The sequence below is a fragment of the Planctobacterium sp. AWM4_229 genome (assembly GCF_056160305.1).
The window spans coordinates 194,684-213,744 of record NZ_JBSWWX010000003.1 but is presented as its reverse complement, the minus strand read 5'-3'; the positions used below and the strand labels follow the sequence as shown (position 1 = coordinate 213,744).

The 19,061-nt window shown below is 46.0% G+C and carries 15 protein-coding genes; 8 read left to right on the top strand and 7 right to left on the bottom strand.

Annotation, left to right across the window (positions count from 1 at the left end):
- Window positions 1–68: 68 nt before the first annotated feature.
- The gene (ydiJ, locus tag ACXAGP_RS07295; RefSeq protein WP_475260491.1) at window positions 69–3,080 is read right to left on the bottom strand and encodes a D-2-hydroxyglutarate dehydrogenase YdiJ; all 3,012 of its coding nucleotides are present in this window, start codon (window positions 3,078–3,080) and stop codon (window positions 69–71) included.
- A 178-nt stretch (window positions 3,081–3,258) separates the two neighbouring features.
- Between ydiJ and ACXAGP_RS07290 the strand changes: the two genes are divergently transcribed.
- Window positions 3,259–3,483, top strand: coding sequence for a PGPGW domain-containing protein (locus ACXAGP_RS07290; protein WP_475260490.1), 225 nt, complete (start codon window positions 3,259–3,261; stop codon window positions 3,481–3,483).
- 72 nt (window positions 3,484–3,555) lie between these two features.
- Here the strand turns inward: ACXAGP_RS07290 and ppsA are convergent, their stop codons facing one another.
- The gene (ppsA, locus tag ACXAGP_RS07285) at window positions 3,556–5,928 is read right to left on the bottom strand and encodes a phosphoenolpyruvate synthase (RefSeq protein ID WP_475260489.1); all 2,373 of its coding nucleotides are present in this window, start codon (window positions 5,926–5,928) and stop codon (window positions 3,556–3,558) included.
- 238 nt (window positions 5,929–6,166) lie between these two features.
- On the opposite strand from ppsA, the gene ppsR reads away from it, so the two are divergent.
- The 5 genes from ppsR to ACXAGP_RS07260 all read left to right on the top strand — a co-directional run bounded on the left by ppsR (window position 6,167) and on the right by ACXAGP_RS07260 (window position 10,506).
- Window positions 6,167–6,979, top strand: coding sequence for a posphoenolpyruvate synthetase regulatory kinase/phosphorylase PpsR (gene ppsR / locus ACXAGP_RS07280; protein ID WP_475260488.1), 813 nt, complete (start codon window positions 6,167–6,169; stop codon window positions 6,977–6,979).
- 28 nt (window positions 6,980–7,007) lie between these two features.
- A complete protein-coding gene (locus ACXAGP_RS07275) occupies window positions 7,008–7,694 on the top strand; it encodes a DUF2461 domain-containing protein (protein ID WP_475260487.1) in 687 nt (228 codons plus the stop codon).
- Window positions 7,695–7,909: 215 nt separating this feature from the next.
- Window positions 7,910–8,695: a hypothetical protein gene (locus ACXAGP_RS07270; RefSeq protein ID WP_475260486.1), complete on the top strand. Its 786-nt coding sequence runs from the start codon at window positions 7,910–7,912 to the stop codon at window positions 8,693–8,695.
- 145 nt (window positions 8,696–8,840) lie between these two features.
- A complete protein-coding gene (locus ACXAGP_RS07265) occupies window positions 8,841–9,968 on the top strand; it encodes a helix-turn-helix domain-containing protein (protein WP_475260485.1) in 1,128 nt (375 codons plus the stop codon).
- Between the two features lie 121 nt (window positions 9,969–10,089).
- Window positions 10,090–10,506 carry a hypothetical protein gene (locus tag ACXAGP_RS07260; RefSeq protein WP_475260483.1) on the top strand — a complete coding sequence of 139 codons (417 nt, stop codon included), beginning with the start codon at window positions 10,090–10,092 and terminating at the stop codon, window positions 10,504–10,506.
- A gap of 133 nt (window positions 10,507–10,639) precedes the next feature.
- Here ACXAGP_RS07260 and ACXAGP_RS07255 read toward each other — a convergent pair whose 3' ends face one another.
- Both ACXAGP_RS07255 and ACXAGP_RS07250 read right to left on the bottom strand, forming a co-directional pair.
- The gene (locus ACXAGP_RS07255) at window positions 10,640–13,156 is read right to left on the bottom strand and encodes an ABC transporter permease (protein WP_475260481.1); all 2,517 of its coding nucleotides are present in this window, start codon (window positions 13,154–13,156) and stop codon (window positions 10,640–10,642) included.
- Window positions 13,157–13,168: 12 nt separating this feature from the next.
- The gene (locus ACXAGP_RS07250) at window positions 13,169–13,885 is read right to left on the bottom strand and encodes an ABC transporter ATP-binding protein (protein ID WP_475260949.1); all 717 of its coding nucleotides are present in this window, start codon (window positions 13,883–13,885) and stop codon (window positions 13,169–13,171) included.
- A gap of 22 nt (window positions 13,886–13,907) precedes the next feature.
- On the opposite strand from ACXAGP_RS07250, the gene ACXAGP_RS07245 reads away from it, so the two are divergent.
- Together ACXAGP_RS07245 and ACXAGP_RS07240 are read left to right on the top strand one after the other, a co-directional pair.
- On the top strand, window positions 13,908–14,531 hold the full coding sequence (locus tag ACXAGP_RS07245; RefSeq protein WP_475260480.1) for an arylesterase: 624 nt from the start codon (window positions 13,908–13,910) through the stop codon (window positions 14,529–14,531).
- A 118-nt stretch (window positions 14,532–14,649) separates the two neighbouring features.
- Window positions 14,650–14,901 carry a hypothetical protein gene (locus ACXAGP_RS07240; protein ID WP_475260479.1) on the top strand — a complete coding sequence of 84 codons (252 nt, stop codon included), beginning with the start codon at window positions 14,650–14,652 and terminating at the stop codon, window positions 14,899–14,901.
- A gap of 152 nt (window positions 14,902–15,053) precedes the next feature.
- Here the strand turns inward: ACXAGP_RS07240 and ACXAGP_RS07235 are convergent, their stop codons facing one another.
- The 3 genes from ACXAGP_RS07235 to ACXAGP_RS07225 form a co-directional block, all read right to left on the bottom strand.
- Window positions 15,054–16,343 carry an amidohydrolase family protein gene (locus ACXAGP_RS07235; RefSeq protein WP_475260478.1) on the bottom strand — a complete coding sequence of 430 codons (1,290 nt, stop codon included), beginning with the start codon at window positions 16,341–16,343 and terminating at the stop codon, window positions 15,054–15,056.
- A complete protein-coding gene (locus tag ACXAGP_RS07230; protein ID WP_475260476.1) occupies window positions 16,343–17,782 on the bottom strand; it encodes an amidohydrolase in 1,440 nt (479 codons plus the stop codon). Before ACXAGP_RS07230 ends, ACXAGP_RS07235 begins: the two co-directional genes overlap by 1 nt.
- Before the next feature lie 228 nt (window positions 17,783–18,010).
- Window positions 18,011–18,964, bottom strand: a complete 954-nt coding sequence (locus ACXAGP_RS07225) for a tRNA-dihydrouridine synthase (RefSeq protein WP_475260948.1) — start codon at window positions 18,962–18,964, stop codon at window positions 18,011–18,013.
- Between the last annotated feature and the right edge of the window lie 97 nt (window positions 18,965–19,061).

Here is a 19,061-nt window from a genome sequence, read left to right as displayed (position 1 = left end):
ACATCCTTTTATTGTTGTTATCATCTGTAGGAACTCCTCCGCCTGGAAAAGTTCCCACGAATAATCGTTTAATGGCGTAATTGCTCTAATAACGCCTGCAATGGATGTCTTGGTTTGAACTGCTTGATTCGAGCCACCTGACTACGACATGAATACCCTGTCGCCAGTACTTGAGATGGCTGATATTTAGTCAAGGGCATGGCCCAACTCATCTCAAACAATTTTAAGGATTCATCCAGATGTTTCGCCTCGTGTCCAAAGGTGCCCGCCATACCACAGCAACCCACCGATTCCACGTTTAGTGTCAGACCGAATTCAGCAAAAATATCCTGCCAGTGTTTTTCACTTTGTGCCAACATGGTTTTCTCGGTGCAATGACCAAAAAGGACGTACTCTTTGGCTTTACTGATTTGGGGCTTTTCAGCAATTTTTTGCAGCCATTCATGTACCAATAACACTTGAAAATCACCGCGGCTATCGCCTAACACTGTTTTGTATTCATCCCGATAACAAAGTACCAGAGACGGATCGATACCCACCATAGGAATGTTCAGTTGCTGCAGTTGGTTCAGAAACCCTGCCGTATCTTTAGCTGTCGCAGCAAACGTATCCAGGAAACCTTTGACATGTTGCGGCTTACCATTGGGCTTGAATGGCACCAATATTGGCGTGTACCCAAGTTGGCTGGCAAGTGAAGCCAGATCTTGTACAACCTGGGCTTCGTAATAACTGGTAAAAGGGTCTTGCACAATAAGTACAGTTTTCTGTCTTTGAGCGTCAGATAAGCTTTGCAATTGTGCCAGGTCGAATGTTTGTCGTCCGTCTTTTTGCATACGCTGTGCAAGTGTGGGCACGGATAACACAGGGGAATCGACATAGCCTACCGTCTTTTTCAACAAGCGGTTAAACCAGCTCTGTCTCAAAAAGAAGTTGGGGAGTGTCGGAAATTTCGCCATCAATGGCGCCATTTTCTCAATGTTCGCCACCAACAAGTCTTTTAACGGACGATTGTAGCGTTGATAATAGATAGATAAAAAGCGCGCTCTGAAGGTGGGGACATCGACATTCACCGGACACTGATTGGTACAGGCCTTACATGCCAGGCAATGATCCATGACGTCAAAGACTTCTTCTGAGAAGTCTGTCTCCCGCTGAATCGAGAAGGAGTTTTTCAACCGGGTAAAAAACGGTTGTCGCTGCGCACTCTCTAATTGCGCAACATCACTGCCCTGCTCACTCAACAAACGCAACCACTCTCTGAGCATGCCGGCACGTCCTTTTGGCGAGTGCCGGCGATCCCGCGTAACCTTGGATGAAGGACACATAGGGCTTTTAGAATCATAATTAAAGCACAAGCCATTACCGTTACAACTTAAGGCTGGCGCAAAGCTATCTCGCACTTCGATGGCTATCTGTCGGTCAAAATCGCCTCGCTTAACATCAGACACCTTAACCAAAGATTCATCCGATTGCAGAGGCGTACAGATTTTCCCAGGATTCATTTGATTGTGGGGATCGAAAACCGTCTTGATTTTCCTCAATTCAGTAAACAATTCCTCACCGAAAAACGCCGGGCCATATTCACTGCGATAACCTTTGCCGTGTTCACCCCACATCAAGCCACCGTATTTAGCCACCAGCGCTACAACTTCATCAGAAATTTGCTGCATGGTTTCAGCTTGTTTCGGATCGCACATATCCAATGCGGGGCGCACGTGTAACACGCCGGCATCCACATGGCCAAACATGCCATAGTGCAAATTTTTGGCATCTAACAGTGCGCGAAACTCCATAATAAAATCAGCAAGATTTTCCGGTGGTACCGCGGTATCTTCGGCAAATGCAATGGGTTTTTCCCACCCTTTAGCTTTACCTAATAAACCTACGGCTTTTTTGCGCATGCCGTAAATTTTGCCAATCGCGGAAAGGTCTTCTGTGATCTGATAACCAATAACACCCGCTTCGCTGTTTTTTATCTGGGTATCTAGCATGGCTTTTAAACCTGCTATTTTGTTCTCTATATCTTCACGCGAATCGTCATTGTATTCGACGATATTCAAGCCATCGATGGTTTTACCCGGAACGTCACTGATCAAATCACTTACCGAATGCCAGACGATATCGGCTTTCGCCAGATTTAGCACCTTACTGTCAACAGTTTCTACCGATGTGGCCTGAGCCGCCACCATTGAAGGCGCGTGACGCAGTGCTGATTCGAAAGAGTCATACTTAATATTGATTAGTACTTTGTTTTTTGGAATGGGCGTTACATTTAATTTGGCTTCAGTAATGAAAGCTAGCGACCCCTCGGAGCCGGCTAGAATGCGACTCACATCAATGGTGGCCAAGTCTTCAGAAACCGCGTGCTCAAGGTCATAGCCCGTAAGAAAACGGTTTAAGCGAGGAAATTTAGCCAGAATTTGTTCGCGTTTATCGATACAGCTGGCTTTGAGCTGTTCAATAATGGATTGGTAACGGGTGGACTGAGACTCATTAGCAGCCACAGGAGTTGTTTCAAGGACAGTGCCATCAATAAGCACAGAAGTCAGTCCCAAAACATGATCACTGGTTTTACCATACACCAGCGATCCTTGGCCGGACGCATCGGTGTTGATCATGCCACCTATGGTGGCGCGATTACTGGTGGATAAATCTGGCGCAAAGAAGAAACCATGAGGTCTTAGCGCATCATTGAGCTGGTCTTTTACCACCCCGGTTTGCACTCTAACCCAACCCTCTTCAGCATTAACTTCCAATACCTTATTCATGTGACGGGACAAGTCCACCACGATCCCCTGAGTCAGACTCTGTCCATTGGTACCTGTGCCACCACCACGGGGGGAAAACTTAACTTGAGTGTGTTTGGCAGCAAGGGAGCCAATAACCTGCAAATCTTCAGTACTGCGAGGATGCAAAACAGCCTGAGGTAAGCGCTGATAAATGGAATTGTCCGTGGCAACAGCCAGACGAGAAGAATATTGGGTTTCAATATCCCCTTTGTAACCGGCAGGTTTAAGTTGAGCTAAAAATTCCTGATATTCCTGAAGGATGGATTGCTGACTGTCGACGAGGGGTAACATAGGCTCCAGCGTATTGAGTTGCGCAAAATTTAGATGCGCTGATTATAATGATTTACTGCTGTTTTTATACCGTTATATCGCATTGTTCGATCAATCGACACCTTTTGTAACAGAGCAAATTTGGGCCAATTAAGACAAAGCGTTATAGTTTAATCAAAATCCCAGGGGGAGTGCTGTTATGTTCAATAAACCCACCAGAGTTACGCTAGGAGTGATTGGCGTTTTTATCGGTATCGTTTTCGCCATTTTGCCAGGTTCAATACTGTTTCTGGTAGCCGGATTATTTATGCTCAGTTTTGATTTTCCTCTGGCCAGGAAATGGTTGAAGAAAAGCCAAAGGATGATGGCTTGGGGCGCCAGAAAACTCGATGCAGCCGTAAGCAAGCGTCGCTATTCCCGGTAATAATATTTTAACTTGCGTCAAACCTACAAAAAAGGAGCTATTCAGCTCCTTTTTTATTTTCGGACAATCAACTTAGTTGAGATGTTCGGCTACATACAACCAGGTTTCAACTACCGTATCAGGGTTAAGTGAAACACTATCAATGCCCTGCTCTACCAGCCAGGCTGCCAGATCTTCATGATCCGAAGGCCCTTGGCCACAGATCCCTACGTACTTACCTTTTGCTTTAGCCGCTTTAATGGCCATACCTAGCATAGCTTTAACCGCCGGGTCACGCTCATCAAATAAGTGAGCAATCAAGCCTGAGTCTCTATCCAGACCCAGCGTCAACTGAGTCATATCGTTAGAGCCGATGGAGAAACCATCGAAAATTTCCAGGAACTGGTCCGCCAGCAGTGCGTTTGAAGGCAATTCACACATCATGATCACGCGCAAGCCATTATCACCTTTAGGCAAACCTTGCTCGGCCAACAAGTCAATAACTTGCTGTCCTTCTTCCAGGGTACGAACAAATGGGATCATGATTTCAACATTGGTGAGTCCCATCTTATTGCGCACCCGCTTGATGGCTTCACACTCCAGCGCAAAGCAATCACGGAAGTCTTCAGACACATAACGGCTGGCACCGCGGAAACCCAGCATTGGATTTTCCTCATCGGGTTCGTATTGATGACCGCCCACCAGGTTGAAGTACTCATTGGATTTGAAGTCAGACATGCGAACAATGACTTTTTGCGGATAAAACGCACCAGCAATTGTGGCAATACCTTCCACCAAACGCTCAATGTAGAACTCAGTAGGAGAAGCATAGCCGGAAATCATGTCTGTGATTTCCGCTTTTAACTCTTCAGTTTGGCTATCAAAGTTCAATAACGCCTTAGGATGGATGCCAATCATGCGATTGATGATGAATTCAAGACGCGCTAAACCCACACCGTGATTGGGTAAGCGCGCGAAGTCGAAGGCCCGATCCGGATTGCCGACGTTCATCATGACTTTCATTGGTGCTTCCGGCATCTGATCGATGCGAGAGGTCTGCACGTCAAATTCCAACTCATCGCCGTAGATATAGCCGGTATCCCCTTCAGCGCAAGAAACGGTTACCTTGTCGCCATCGCTGATAGAGTCTGTGGCATTACCACAACCAACCACCGCAGGAATACCCAGCTCACGGGCAATAATCGCTGCGTGGCAAGTACGTCCACCGCGATTAGTTACAATCGCAGAGGCTTTTTTCATTATGGGTTCCCAGTCAGGGTCGGTCATGTCTGTTACCAAAACGTCCCCTTGCTGGATCTGATTCATTTCTTCAATAGAGCCCAACACTTTGGCCGTACCGGCACCGATTTTGTGACCAATTGCGCGGCCTTCACACAAGATATTGGCATTGCCTTTGAGCTGGAAGCGCTCAATGGTTTGTGAGTCTTCTCGACTGCGCACGGTCTCTGGACGCGCCTGAACAATGTATAATTTACCGTCTAGTCCGTCTTTGGCCCATTCTATGTCCATCGGACGTTGATAGTGCTGCTCGATGATCAGAGCTTGTTTAGCAAGCTCCATCACTTCTTCATCGGTTAATGAAAACTGTTTGCTGTCTTGTTCAGCTACGTCAACGATTTCAACCTGTTTGCCGTGTTCCGTATCAGAAGAGTAAATCATCTTGGTTAGCTTGCTACCCAAATTGCGGCGCAGCACCGATGGATAGCCTTTGCCCAATAGCTCTTTGTGTACGTAGAACTCATCGGGGTTAACAGCGCCTTGTACGACCATTTCACCTAAGCCGTATGAGGAAGTGATAAACACGACGTTTTCGAAACCAGACTCAGTATCGATACTGAACATAACGCCCGAAGACGCTTGGTCACTGCGCACCATGCGCTGAATACCCGCAGACAAAGCAACACCTTTATGGTCATAACCTTGGTGAACTCGATAAGAAATAGCGCGGTCGTTGAACAGCGATGCAAAAACGTGTTTTATAGCCACCAACACATTATCGTAGCCTTTAACATTCAAAAAGGTTTCTTGCTGGCCTGCGAATGACGCGTCAGGCATGTCTTCTGCCGTGGCAGAAGAACGCACGGCAAAGGATGCGTCCGATTCAAAAGCCGACTGAATTTTATCAAATGCCGTTTTAATTGCCTCTTCTAATACAGGCTGGAAGGGTGTATCGATAATCCATTGACGAATTTCCGCCCCGGTTTTGGCCAATGCATCAACATCATCGACATCTAAGGCATCCAAAGTGTCGTGAATGCGATCATTCAACCCGCTCTGCTCAAGAAATTCATTGAAGGCAAACGCCGTTGTGGCAAAGCCACCGGGTACCTGAACGCCAGCATTGGCAAGATTGGAGATCATCTCTCCCAGAGAGGCGTTTTTACCACCGACACGCCCCACATCATTCATACCTAATTCTTCATACCAAAGAATGTAATCTTGCACTACCGACTCTCCCGATTAACAATTAACTAAAATAATAAAAAACTAGACCAATTTTTGAATTAATTCGAGCTTGAGGTTTGCTTGTCATTATTTGCAAATTTCGCCGTTTAACGCTGAAATATGACCGACCAAATGTTACCGCTGCCCTTATGGGACGGGCATTGTAGAGCTTTAGTTATAAAAAATAAAATCTTATTTGATTTCGTAATAATATTACTACATTCTGGAATTTGACCCTATGCGTACTGCTTTTTACATTTCTGACGGCACGGCCATTACTTCTGAGGTTTTCGGCCATGCTTTACTGTCTTTGTTCCCCATCCAGTTCGATCATGTCACAGTGCCTTTTGTTGAAACTGAACAAGAAGCCCATGACACCGTACGTAAAATTTCCGAAATTTTTCAACGAACTGGAGAAAGGCCCTTGGTGTTTTACACCATCGTAAACAAGGAAGTCAGGGAGATAATTTCCACATCAGAAGGCATTCACTATAACTTTCTCGATCAATATATTGCGCCACTGGAAAAAACCTTGGGAGTGCCGTCTAAACCGGAAAAGCATCGCACCCATAGTATTCACGAAAAAACCTACGATATCCGTATTGATGCCGTGAACTATGCGCTGGCCAATGATGACGGTACTAATTTAAAAGAGTACGGAAAAGCCGACATTGTATTAGTGGGAGTATCTCGTTCCGGTAAAACCCCCACCAGCTTATACCTGGCACTACAATACGGCATCAAAGCCGCTAATTATCCTTTTACGGAAGACGACATGGGCGACATTTTAAAACTACCTTCTGCTCTTCGCCCCTACAAAAATAAATTATTTGGTTTAACCATTTCTCCTGAACGTCTGCATCAAATACGTTCAGAGCGCAAGGCCAATAGCAAATACGCCTCAATGCAGCAATGTCGAATGGAAATACGTGAAGTAGAAAACCTGTATCGAAAAGAAAAAATTCCGTTTTTAAACAGTACTCACTTTTCTATCGAGGAAATCTCCGCAAAAATACTGTCAATTACCGGTCTATCAAGACACAAATACTAAAATCAGGCCTTTAACGGAGTAAGCCCCAATGAGTTTCCAAAACTTTGAGCCTTCCATCTTTCAGTTTCTAGAAAAACTTAAAGCGAATAATAATAAAGACTGGTTTAACGATCACAAACAAGAATACGAAGACTCGGTACGCTCACCCGCACTGGCCTTCATTACGGAGATGGAAAGCTGGATAAAACTGTTATCTCCTCATTACGAAGCCGTGCCCAAAAAGGTGGGGGGATCACTAATGCGGGTTTACCGCGATGTGCGCTTTTCAAAGGATAAATCCCCATACAAAACCAATGTCGGTATTCAGTTTCGTCATGAGATTGGAAAGGACGTTCACGCGCCGGGCTTTTATCTGCATATCGAACCAGGACAGGTATTTTTAGCCGCTGGCGCTTGGGCTCCCGCTTCCGATGCCCTTAAAAACATTCGCGACTTAATGGTGGCCAAGCCTGGCCCCTATGAAGATGCCATTAATCACCAGCCCATGTTGCAGCACTTCGAATTGCAAGGGAACAAGCTGACTCGTCCCCCCAAAGGGTATGACAAAGACTTGCCTTTGATTGAAGAGATAAAACGCAAAGACTTTATTGCTGTGGCAGAATTGCCTGAAAGCTTTATTTTGGATTCCAATTTACCTGAAAGAGTTGCCAGACTGCTTGGAACCACTCAACCATTTATGCGGTTTTTGTGTGAAGCATTAAGGTTGCGTTTTTGACAAACAACAAGCCGGTATGGCTCGGAGATTTAGCAACAATGTCCGATTATATGGAGGGCACAGATATCCGAGTCATAACAGGCCATGACGCTAATCACAACGAATTCAGCAAAACATCACAATTAAATCAGTATTTTTCTGAAGCAAGGTATTAGCTTTGGGTATTGGAGAAATTTTTCTCCAAAAATTCAAAAGCACAATCAAGGAAAAATGCCATGACTTTGGACTCAAAAATTAAGAAGATTGTAATCTCATGTTTTGTGATGTTAACGGTTATTGCTGCTTTTCTGGTTTATTCATTGGCGGGTTTGAACGCCAGTCCTATTGTATTCAGCCCTCCTCCGGTCTTTATCGAAGAGCATTCTCAAAGGATAAAAAATAGAGCGCCCGAATCAGGTATATCCTCATCGACTGCTCATACAGCCATATTTAATGAACATAGTTCAGAAAATATGACCACTAACATAGAGCCCGTTAAAAGCTATGTCTTAGAGCTTTTGCAAAGCGATAACGCTTCAAATCAATTATTGGCTCTATTTACCCACCCAGATAAGAGAGTGCGAATTCGCATAGCACTGGCATTTGCTGATTTAAACATTAGATTAACGCATGATGAGACCAGTGACTTCAGGGAAAAGCGCATTAAGTTTTACGAAGAAATTGAACCCTCATTATCAGAGGTTCAAAATGCCTTGTTTGAGGCGTTAATAGTTTCAGCAAAAGAGCAAACCAATAATTACATCCCCTATACCTTGGCTTGGATGCCGGGACAAGGACAAGAGACATTGGAAATGTTCAGCTGGGCAGCACAACATCATCCCGACGTGTGGATAAGGGACTTTTCCGTCTATTTTGTAGTGCAATTTGGCGATGACGAAAAACTCGCATCGAAACTGCTCAATAGCCGGGTACATGATCCAGATTTTAAGGTGAGAAAACAGGTATTTGATCAACGTTTGAGAATACTCAAAGAAGCATTTTTGGGTGAGAGTAGCGTGTAAATATTCCTTACCGGGCTAACGGGCAACATTTAATCAAATCAGTCATGTTTGCCCTTTTAAATCCCTATTTTGCTCGCTAATCACTTTTACTTTTTAACCAGCGAATATTACCATTTCGCCGTTAATTAGAATTGGTAAAGTAATTATGGCTGTTAGTGTCGCGCCCACGGTGATCTATTCCTGCATGTTGGGCATTGTTTTGTTTGCGCTATTGGAAAACACCAACAAAGTCAGAAAACGCCAAACTGTTTACCTACAAGCACTGTTAACCTTTTTACTTGTTCATATCCTGGGTGAACTCTATATCTACTCTGGCTTCTATCAGTATGCTCCGGCACTGGCAGGTTTACAGTTTCCGGTTCGCATGTTGCTTGGCCCTGCACTTTATCTGTACGCCTTTGCCACTATGTCGCCAGATAAAAAACCTCCCGTTAAAACCTATTTTTTTGCACTTTCCGGACCGCTGGTAGTGATATTAATTATGCTACCGTTCCTGTTTGGTATTACATCTGAAGAAAAGCTGGCATTAGCAGACCCGGCAACTCGAGACCCGGCACTATGGAAGATTGCAATCTACACGTGCATAGCCACTATGTTGGTATTTGTTTTGTTCACTGGTGCCTATTTCTGGCTAACCATTCGCCTGCATGCTCAACATCGATTGCAGTTAATGGAACGCTATTCTTCCATCGAAAAGCGTTCAATGGATTGGTTCAAAGTAGTGTTATTACTCTGGGGGGCTGCATGGTTGTTGTTTGCCACAGAATATACTCTCAGCTTTTTTGGTTATAAATGGACAGGTTCAGGGATTGTTATCCCCCTTATCGAAGCAGTGATCCTGTTGTTTTTTGCGCACTACGCGGTGAGACAACCGGTACTGAGCGAGACAGAAAAAGGGAAGGCAAGCAATAAAGCCAATAGAAAACCGCAACTGCAACCTGAAAAAATGCAAGAGATTGCTATGGCACTTAAGAGCGTGATGTTGCATGAGCAATTATTTATGGAAGAAGACTTATCCCTCAAGAAACTATCTGAAGCGATATCGGTGAGTGAAAATCATATTTCAGAAACACTTTCGCAATTCATCAACACCAATTTCTTTCACTTCGTCAATGGCTACCGAATTGAAGCTGCCAAACTACTGCTGTCTGATACGGAGAAACAAGTGACTCAAATTGCTTATGAAGTGGGATTTAACTCAAAATCCACATTCAATACGGCATTTAAAAAATCAACAGGGCTCACACCAAGCGCATTCAGAAACGCTCAGTAATTGCTTTTAATAGCGACAAAAACCCGTCTTGTATAACGACATAAGCACAGATTATTCATTGTCCTGTGTTCACGTAAATCATAGAATAGTAGACGGATAGAGGAAATAGCGAAGGCCCCAAGTGCGTAAAGGTTCATTCCAAATCGAAGAGAACAAACAACTGCTGATGATACGGCCATCGGGCGCATGGAGTGAACAAGTCGCCACTCGCTATGTAGGAAAGATAGATGAGTATCTTTCGCGTTGGCAGGCAAACTTTGCGGGATTTGTTGATTTACGTCAGTGGCAGTTGGGCACACCTCAGGCACTAAAGATAATTGCTGACAATGACCTAAAAGCCATAACACTGGGTTATAAACTGGAATTTCATTATGGCGACCCACAAGCCCTATCGATGCAGATATCTAAGGAGCATATTAGTCCGGATGGACTCAATGTATTTCAAACCACAGACCTGAAGCTGGTGCAGCAGAAATGTTCGGAGTTTGGTTTTGACTACGAACCTCAAGCGCTGGCTGATTTTCTGAATGCAGGTTAGAAATACAGAGCAATTATTCTCAATTCCAATTGTTTTTCTGATGTGGCATTCACTAAAGTCCGCCTAACTGAAGTGAGGTAACACCCGGGCTGACAGCTGGCCAGCGCGGGTATTACAGTTCACGTAAACAAGACTAAACCATGTTGCGCAACAGCTGACTGGTATTAAGTGACAATAATCGCCAACAGCTGATTGCCCCCAAAATACCCACAACGGCAGCACCCACTACCGGGGCAATTACCCAGTATTCATAATGCAATGAGCCTTTCATTTCAAAGATTTGTGATTGCAACAAATACAGTGTGAGTTCATTTGCCAAAGCAGCCATGACTCCGGCTACTACACCAATGATGATGAATTCCAATACCACACTGGCGCGTATCAACAATCCTTTAGCCCCCAATGTCCTTAGAATAGCCAGTTCCTGTTGTCGCTCGTCCATACTGGCTTGCACTTGCGCTATCAATACCAAAGCTCCGGCAATTAGCACCAGTACCAGAATGAACTCCACCGCCAAGGACACCTGGTCAACGATTTCTCGCAATTGGTTGATGCGGGCATCCACATCGAACAAGGTTACGGTTGAGAATGGCGCCATCAGCTGTCCAATCTCATCTTTACGTTCAGTATCCAAATTAAAACTGGTGATGTAAGTAGGCCGGAAGTTTTCCATTGCCTCTGGCTGCAATACAAAAAAGAAATTTGGCTGCATGGTTTGCCAGTTAACCTCACGAATACTGGTAATGGTGACTTCCACCACTTCGCTACCGATATTGAAGGTCACCACATCACCCATGTTTAAATCCATGCGCTCCGCCGTTCTGGCTTCAACCGACATGCCGTAGGGTTGCCCCTCTTGGTACTCACCAAACCACTCTCCTGCCACAATTGTATTCTGGTACTGTAGCTGATTGCTCCAGGTGAGGTTAGCTTCCCGACCAAAGGCATCGCGGCGGTTAGATTGCGCCTCGGTTTCTTCGTCTTCTTTAGTGATTTGGGTATTGACTCGCTCTCCATTTACCGCCACAAAACGGGCTCGCACCACCGGATAAAAGGTTTCGGTTTGCACACTGCGTTCGGCAAAGTGCGCTTCCATCACAGGCTTTTGTGCTTCGGTAATATTCGCCATAAAGTAATTGGGCGTGCCTTCCGGGAGTTGATCTCGCCATTGTTGGATCATGTCGTTGCGCATTACCAACACCACCAGGAGTAGCATGATGGTCACAGAAAAACTGATAAGCTGCACGCTGTTGTCCATAGAACGTCGCTGAATTCGTGCCCACGCCAATTGCCAGGCACCCATGCGCCCTTTGCCCAGGCGCCGTCCCAGCCAAATCAAACCATAAGTCACCACTAATAACGCTGCCACTAGAACGATACCGGAAACGAACAGAATCGCTGAAATCTTAAGGTTCTGACTGTAAGCCCACATTAGCGCAAAGATAGCGCCGCCCGCCGCTAAAAACTGTATAACTCGAGAGCTCATATTGGCCCCTAAGTCTTTGCGTAATACCCGCAACGGAGGTACTGAAAACAGCTTGAGCAAAGGGTACAAGGAGAACAACAAAGCGCACACCACACCGGTAAATATGGCAATCCACACCGGTCCCCAATACCAGCTTTGCAGGGAGACAGCGACGCGCTCTTGGATGGCTGAGGCAACCGCCGCCTGAATACCATAGCCCAGTGCACCGCCGATAATAATGCCCAACACAGTAATGAAGATTATTTGCAGTAAAAATACCTGTTGCACCATTTTACGACTGGCACCCAAAGTTTTCATGATAGCGACCGGATCGTAATGACGCTGCGAATAACGCTGCGCAGCCACCGCAATGGCCACTGATGCCAGGACTATCGCTAGCAAACTGGCAAGAAGAAAATATTGTTCTGCCCGTTTAACGCGACTTCCCACCCAAGAGTCGTCATCTTCAATGGAGCGGGTGTAGTGCAAATCGCTATCCATCAGCGGTAACAACCAGTCGGCATAGTCACTCAAGGCATCAGAATCACCGGTTAGATATAAATCGTACCAGGCGCGACTGCCTTCACCTAATATCCCGGTACCCTCAAGTTCCTCTTGCAGGATCATCACTTTAGGGTTGCTATTGAAGATGGAAAAACCCGCATCAGGCACCTCGGATAGCACTCTGGTGATGGTGAAAGGCTTGTCCCCCACCTCCAATACGTCACCGATAGACAATCCTAACGTTTGGAAAACTTGAGACTCAACCCAGGTTTCACCTTTTCCTGGTACATCCTTAATGATTTCACCCAAACCAAATGGGACATCCGTTACCTTAATATCCCCCTTTAAAGGATAGTTTTCATTTACCGCTCGGATGTCCGCTAACGTCATGGTGTCGTTAGCAAATACCATGGATTGCAAGTAGGTTGTTTGTGCCGTATTCAGTTCTAACTCAATGGCTTTCTGACGCCACTCTTGCGGTAGTGGATTTCGGCCACCCACAACTCTGTCAGCGGCAATAAATTGCGAGCTTCTTTCCACCAAGGCGGTCTGCAGACGCTCGCTGAATAAAGATAGCGACATAACCGCAGCGACAGAAAGCACGATTGCCGCCAGAATGATGGTGAGTTCACCGCGACGCATTTCATGGCGAAATAATCGCCAGGCAAGATTAAACCACATAGCTGACTCCCTCTAGATCGCTTTGAGCTGCGGTTTATCACCAGCCGGTTTGACAGGCTCGTTTTTGCCGTTTTCTGTCAGCTCACCGGCGTGCATTAACAGCTGTCGTTCGCATTTATCAGCCAATTCACTGTCATGGGTTACCAGTACCAATGTCGTATGTGCCGATTCATTAAGCTCAAATAACAACTTTTCTACCCGTTCACCATTAGCGGCGTCCAGGTTCCCGGTTGGCTCATCGGCAAACAATATCTTGGGTTGGGTGATAAAGGCACGGGCGATGGCCACCCGCTGTTGCTCTCCTCCGGAAAGCTGATTGGGAAAATGATTACCTCGATGGCTAAGCCCTACTTTCTCTAACAGCTCATTAGCCAGTTGAGCAGGATTGTCCAGGCCGGCGATCTCAGCCGGTAACATAATATTTTCCAGCGCCGTTAAGCTTTGTACCAACATAAAAGACTGAAAGATGAAGCCCACCTTTTCACCGCGTAAACGTGCGCGCCGCTCCTCGTCTAGCTCGTGTAAAGCCGCACCATCCAGGTAAATTTCTCCAGTACTAACCTCATCTAAACCAGCCAACAAACCCAATAAAGTCGATTTACCGGAGCCGGACGCTCCCACAATGGCAATAGTCTCACCCGCCTTGACATCAAAGCTGATTGGTTGAAGGATCTGCAACGGCCCTTCCGACGTAGTTACTTTTTTGGTGATATTTCGGGTAGAAATCATAAATTCAGGAGCATTATTCATCGTGTTATTTCGTCTCAAAATTCTACTATTGCTTATACCGTTATGGGTCTTTTCAGATCACTTGCAAGCCCGCGAGTTAAAGTTATTAGTGCTGGGGGATAGCTTAAGTGCAGCCTACAACCTGAAACAAGAGCAAGGTTGGGTAGCTTTGTTACAAAAATCCTGGCAAGACAAAGGCATTGAAATCGTTAACGCGGCTATCAGTGGTGAAACTTCTGACGGGGGTTTACAACGCTTTGGTCGGCTATTGGAACAGCACTCTCCCACCCATCTTTACCTTGAACTGGGTGCGAATGATGGTTTACGCGGTTACCCGGTTAACAAAATGAAACAAAATTTGGCGGATATTATTCAAATAGCTAAGCAACAAGGCATTGTCGTGATTTTACAGGAAATGCGTATTCCCACTAATTACGGCCCAAGATATACCCGCATGTTTACAGAGGCTTACACCCAATTGAGCGAACAATATGACGTGCCCATGATTAGCTTTTTCCTGGAAGATATCGCCCTCAAACCCGAGTTGATGCAGCGTGATGGTTTACACCCCAATGCCGAAGCGCAACCGATTCTGGCGGCTTGGATGGCTGAAAGGTTAGCGCCACTTGTGTTTACCTCAAATTGACGGCTAACCTACTATATCGACCAACTAAGAAGTAACTTGAGTATTTTTTCAGGAAATTGAACTTTTTTTGAGCTATAGTAGTTCTAATAGGTAGTGTTTGAGAAACAGAGGTAACGATATGGGTGCAATTTCCGGTGGCTCGCCCGCTTCATTTCAGGCGAGCATTCAGCAAACTGAAGTTCAAAACCAAGCTGAAGTTGAGCAACGTCGAGAAGCGCAAGCGGCACTGCGTGCAGAGCGTCAGGAAGATACTCAGCAGAGCAACGAATCTCAGCAAGCTAATGCGCAAACAACAGAACAGGCGCAGGCAGGTGGTCGACCGGCCGAGCCTGGACAGCGTGTTGGTGGTAATGTTGATATTAGTGTCTGATGCTTAGCGGGTTTGGTAGCTACTCCCGATAACAATCAACAGGATTAAAAAAGGCCCGGCATATAATGTCGGGCCTTTTTAGTATAAGCCACCCCATAAACTATGTTACGCAATGGCTGCAAGAAGCCTACTCTCACAGGCCTTCTTTCAAGTTATGGTTTTACATAGCGATAAGCTTTATCGCTTTGCATTTTTAAGTAGCGATCCCGCAATTTAGAAGGACGAGATGTCATGGGTATCTCTTCTCCGTCAATCACTACGGTTTCAGCGTAACTCATAACCTCCAGCGGATCGCCAGACCAGATAACCACATCGGCACTCTTACCTTTTTCCATGCTTCCATGGCTTGCTGAAACACCCAGTACTTCAGCAGCAACCGAGGTAATAGATGCCAAACCTTTCTCCCATGGTAAGCCATGAGCCACTGCATTACCGGCGTGTTGTAGTACCAAACGCGCATTGTGAGTGTCCATGCCAATAACCACTTTAACCCCTGCAGCGTCAAGTCTTGCGGCATTGGATAAGGTGGCCCCTAACTCATCAAAGTCGTAGGGAAGATTGGATTCTGGCTTAAGCAGTACAGCGATATCGTGAGCAGCGAGCTCGTCAGCAACGCGCCAGGCTTCAGTGGCCTGCACCAGCACAATACTCAAATCTTTGAATTTTTGTTTCAAGTGCACCACATGACGGATATCAATTGTGCGATTTACGGTAATGAGCAGCGGCATATCGCCTTTCATAACCGGAACAAGTGCGTTAACCTCGGTTTTTGACAAGTCACCATCCCAGTCGTCTTTTTTACGCAAGGTTTTGCCTTTCAGACTGGCGGCTTCGTTTAGCACAGAAACCAGTTTAGGCCAAAGCACAGCCCGAGAACCGACACTGTCATCTACTTTCGAACCGGTAAGGTCTAAGGTCATGACGGCATTGCCTTTGACAATGGGGTTTACTTTGTCTCCCAGGCTAATAAACGCGCCCTGCCCTTGAAACAAGGTATCCGTATCGGCCATAACGCTGATAGCACTGGTCACTCCCTCTATACGAGTCAGATTCATCAAACTGGAATCAGGGTTAACTGCGTATTTTGTCTCGATTTGCGTGCCTAAATATCCGCTGTCTTCGAGCTTAGCCGTGTAATCAGATATCCCGGCTGAATACTCCACTTCCACTAAACCCAGTGAGGTGTAAGCACCTATAATACCTGGTGTAACCCATTTGCCGTTGGCATCGATAGTTTTGTATCCCGAAGGCACACTGCCACCTGATTTCACCGACTTGATCACGTCACCTTCAATCAAGATAGTGGCATTTTCTACTTTGCCCTGCTCACCCATGGTAAAAGCCGTGCCTCCTACGATGGCAATGTTGTCGGCCCACACTTGTGGCACAGAAAAACTGGCTGCGGTTGCGAGAGCTAAAGCGATTTTGTTTAATTTTTTCATTATAGTTCTCCCTCACCAGGCTGATCTAACTCAAAATCCGTGACCGGCCACAGGGCATCGTTGCCTTTTTCATAGACTTTTACACCGTCAATGTATACCTGCTCGGCGTGACTATAGGTGGAGAACGGGTCACCACTCCAAAGCACGACATCAGCGTCTTTGCCAGGTTCAATGGAACCAGTTTGGTCGAACACCCCCAAAGAACGCGCAGGATTGGCAGATAACCATTCCCAAGCTTGCGCTTTAGTGAAGTTAAGACCGGCTTTTTGACCATCACTCAACGCTTTAGCCGCTTCCTGATTAAGACGCTGTATTCCTAAATCAGAATCTGAATGCACGATGGCACACCCACCCGCATTCGCTACCATGGGAATGTTCTCCAGAATGCCATCGTAGGCTTCCATTTTGAAACCCCACCAGTCGGCCCACATGGAGGCACAAACATTATTTTCAGCCAGCAGGTCAGCAATTTTGTAGCCCTCTACCGCGTGATGGAAGCTGGTGATCTGGTAATCAAACTCTTTCATCACATCCATCATTACCGCCATCTCATCAGCGCGATAACAATGCATGTGCACCAGGATTTCACCGTTGAGTACGCCCATTAAGGTCTCTAATTTTAAGTCTCGCCCCGGAGCAGTTGGGTTTTTACCCTCAGCGTATTCAGCTTTGTATTTATCCCATTTCTCCTTGTATTCTGTAGCCGCTATCCATTCTTTGCGGTAACCGGCTACATTGCCCATACGCGTCATCGGGCCACCTTTGCCACCATAAACCCGCTTGGGATTTTCACCACAGGCCATTTTCATACCATAGGGGGCATCCGGGAACTTCATATCCTGAACGGTGCGATTAGGCACGTTTTTAAGTGTTACAGCACGTCCACCTACCAGGTTCGCGGAACCGGGCAAAATTTGCAGGGTCGTAACGCCACCCGCCAATGCTGCTGAAAAACCCGGATCTTGCGGCCAAACTGAGTGCTCAGCCCAAACTTCGGCGGTGACAGGTTTAGTCATCTCATTGCCATCAGCATGAGAGTCTACGTCGGGTGTCGGATACACCCCCAAGTGGCTGTGGTTATCAATGATACCTGGTGTTAGCCATTTGCCGCTACCATCGATAACAGTTGCCTCAGAAGCGGAAATACTATTACCCACTTGCTTAATATCGCCGTTTTCAATGAGTACAGAGGCATTGTCCATACGTCCGCCGACACCATCCAACAAGGTCACGTTAGTGATCAAAACCGTGCCACTGTCGGCAGGCTTGTAAGTGCTTGGGAAAGGATTTGTATTAATTTCGACGTAAGGGGATTGTTCTTCAGATTTCTCTTCGTGATCATCAGCCCAGGCATTACATGCCAGACTAACTGACAGCGCCAGCACTGAAAGGTGCTTGAAACTGCCACCGAAGAGTCGCTCGGTGTTGGGTTTAGTCATAGATGCTCTTCTTGTGTTTGTTTTAATTTTCATTGATTTGTTTTGGCGCGGATGCACAACGCAATCGTCCGCAGCGCACTTACCAAATCTCAAACCTGAAACGCCCATTTTAGAGGGCTTCATAGAAAGCTGTTGGATAAAGTACAAGGGGTGCACTGCATCAAACAGAATGTCAGGTTTAAAGATACAACCTGAACGCACAAAATAACAAATCAGATCAGTATTTATTTACATTAAAGCAGGGGTACAAGGTGTGTTTTTCTGGATTTCCCCTTGTATAGAAGTGAGATGGCGCACAATTTCATCAGAAGACTGCAAGCCTCTAACGGTTTTAAACATTTCTTGTGCTTCAGGGAAGTGAATTTGTAGATAACGCAACCATTGTTTAACCCGATTGGGATAGTATTTACCTTTAGTACCATAGAGTTCGTAGCCACTGTATTGGATCAGCAGCTGCAGCATTTCCCGCCAAGACATGTCAGCTTCGTTTTGTTTGATAACCCGTGCCAGTTTCGGATGAGCCAGTGCTCCGCGTCCAATCATCAGATCTGTACAGCCGGATTGTGCTGCACAAGCCTGCGCATCGCTGTGATTCCATATTTCCCCGTTAGCCACCACAGGAATTTTAATGTGCTCTTTAATACGTGCAATCCAATCCCAATAAGCCGGCGGATTATAACCTTCTTTTTTAGTGCGAGCGTGTACCACCAACACATCGGCCCCGCCCTCTTGCAATGCTAATGCATTATCGATAGCTAATGCTTTATCATCAAAGCCTAAACGCATCTTGGCACTGACAATATGAGGCTGAGGAACGGCTGAGCGAACGGCGCTTAAAATGTGATAAAGGGCTTCGGTGTCCTTTAATAACACCGCTCCACCACGACTTTTATTAACCGTTTTGGCCGGGCAGCCAAAATTGAGATCAATACCGTGAGACCCCAACTCAATAGCACGCACTGCGTTTGCCGCTAAAGCTTCAGGGTTTTGCCCTAACAATTGCACCCGAACAGGCGTACCTGCAGGTGTTAAGCCATTGTTATTCAGCTCAGGACAAGTTCTCACGAAGACTTTTTCAGGTAACAAGGCATCGACTATGCGCACAAATTCAGTGACACACAGATCAAAGCCACCGATTTGAGTCAGCATGTCCCGCATCAAATGGTCTACGACACCTTCCATGGGTGCCAGGTAAACATTTCCGATGGCGGATTGATTGTGTGTGGATTCGCTATTTGATTGCACTAAAACTGAAGACGATTGCTTTTTAAGGGCGCGG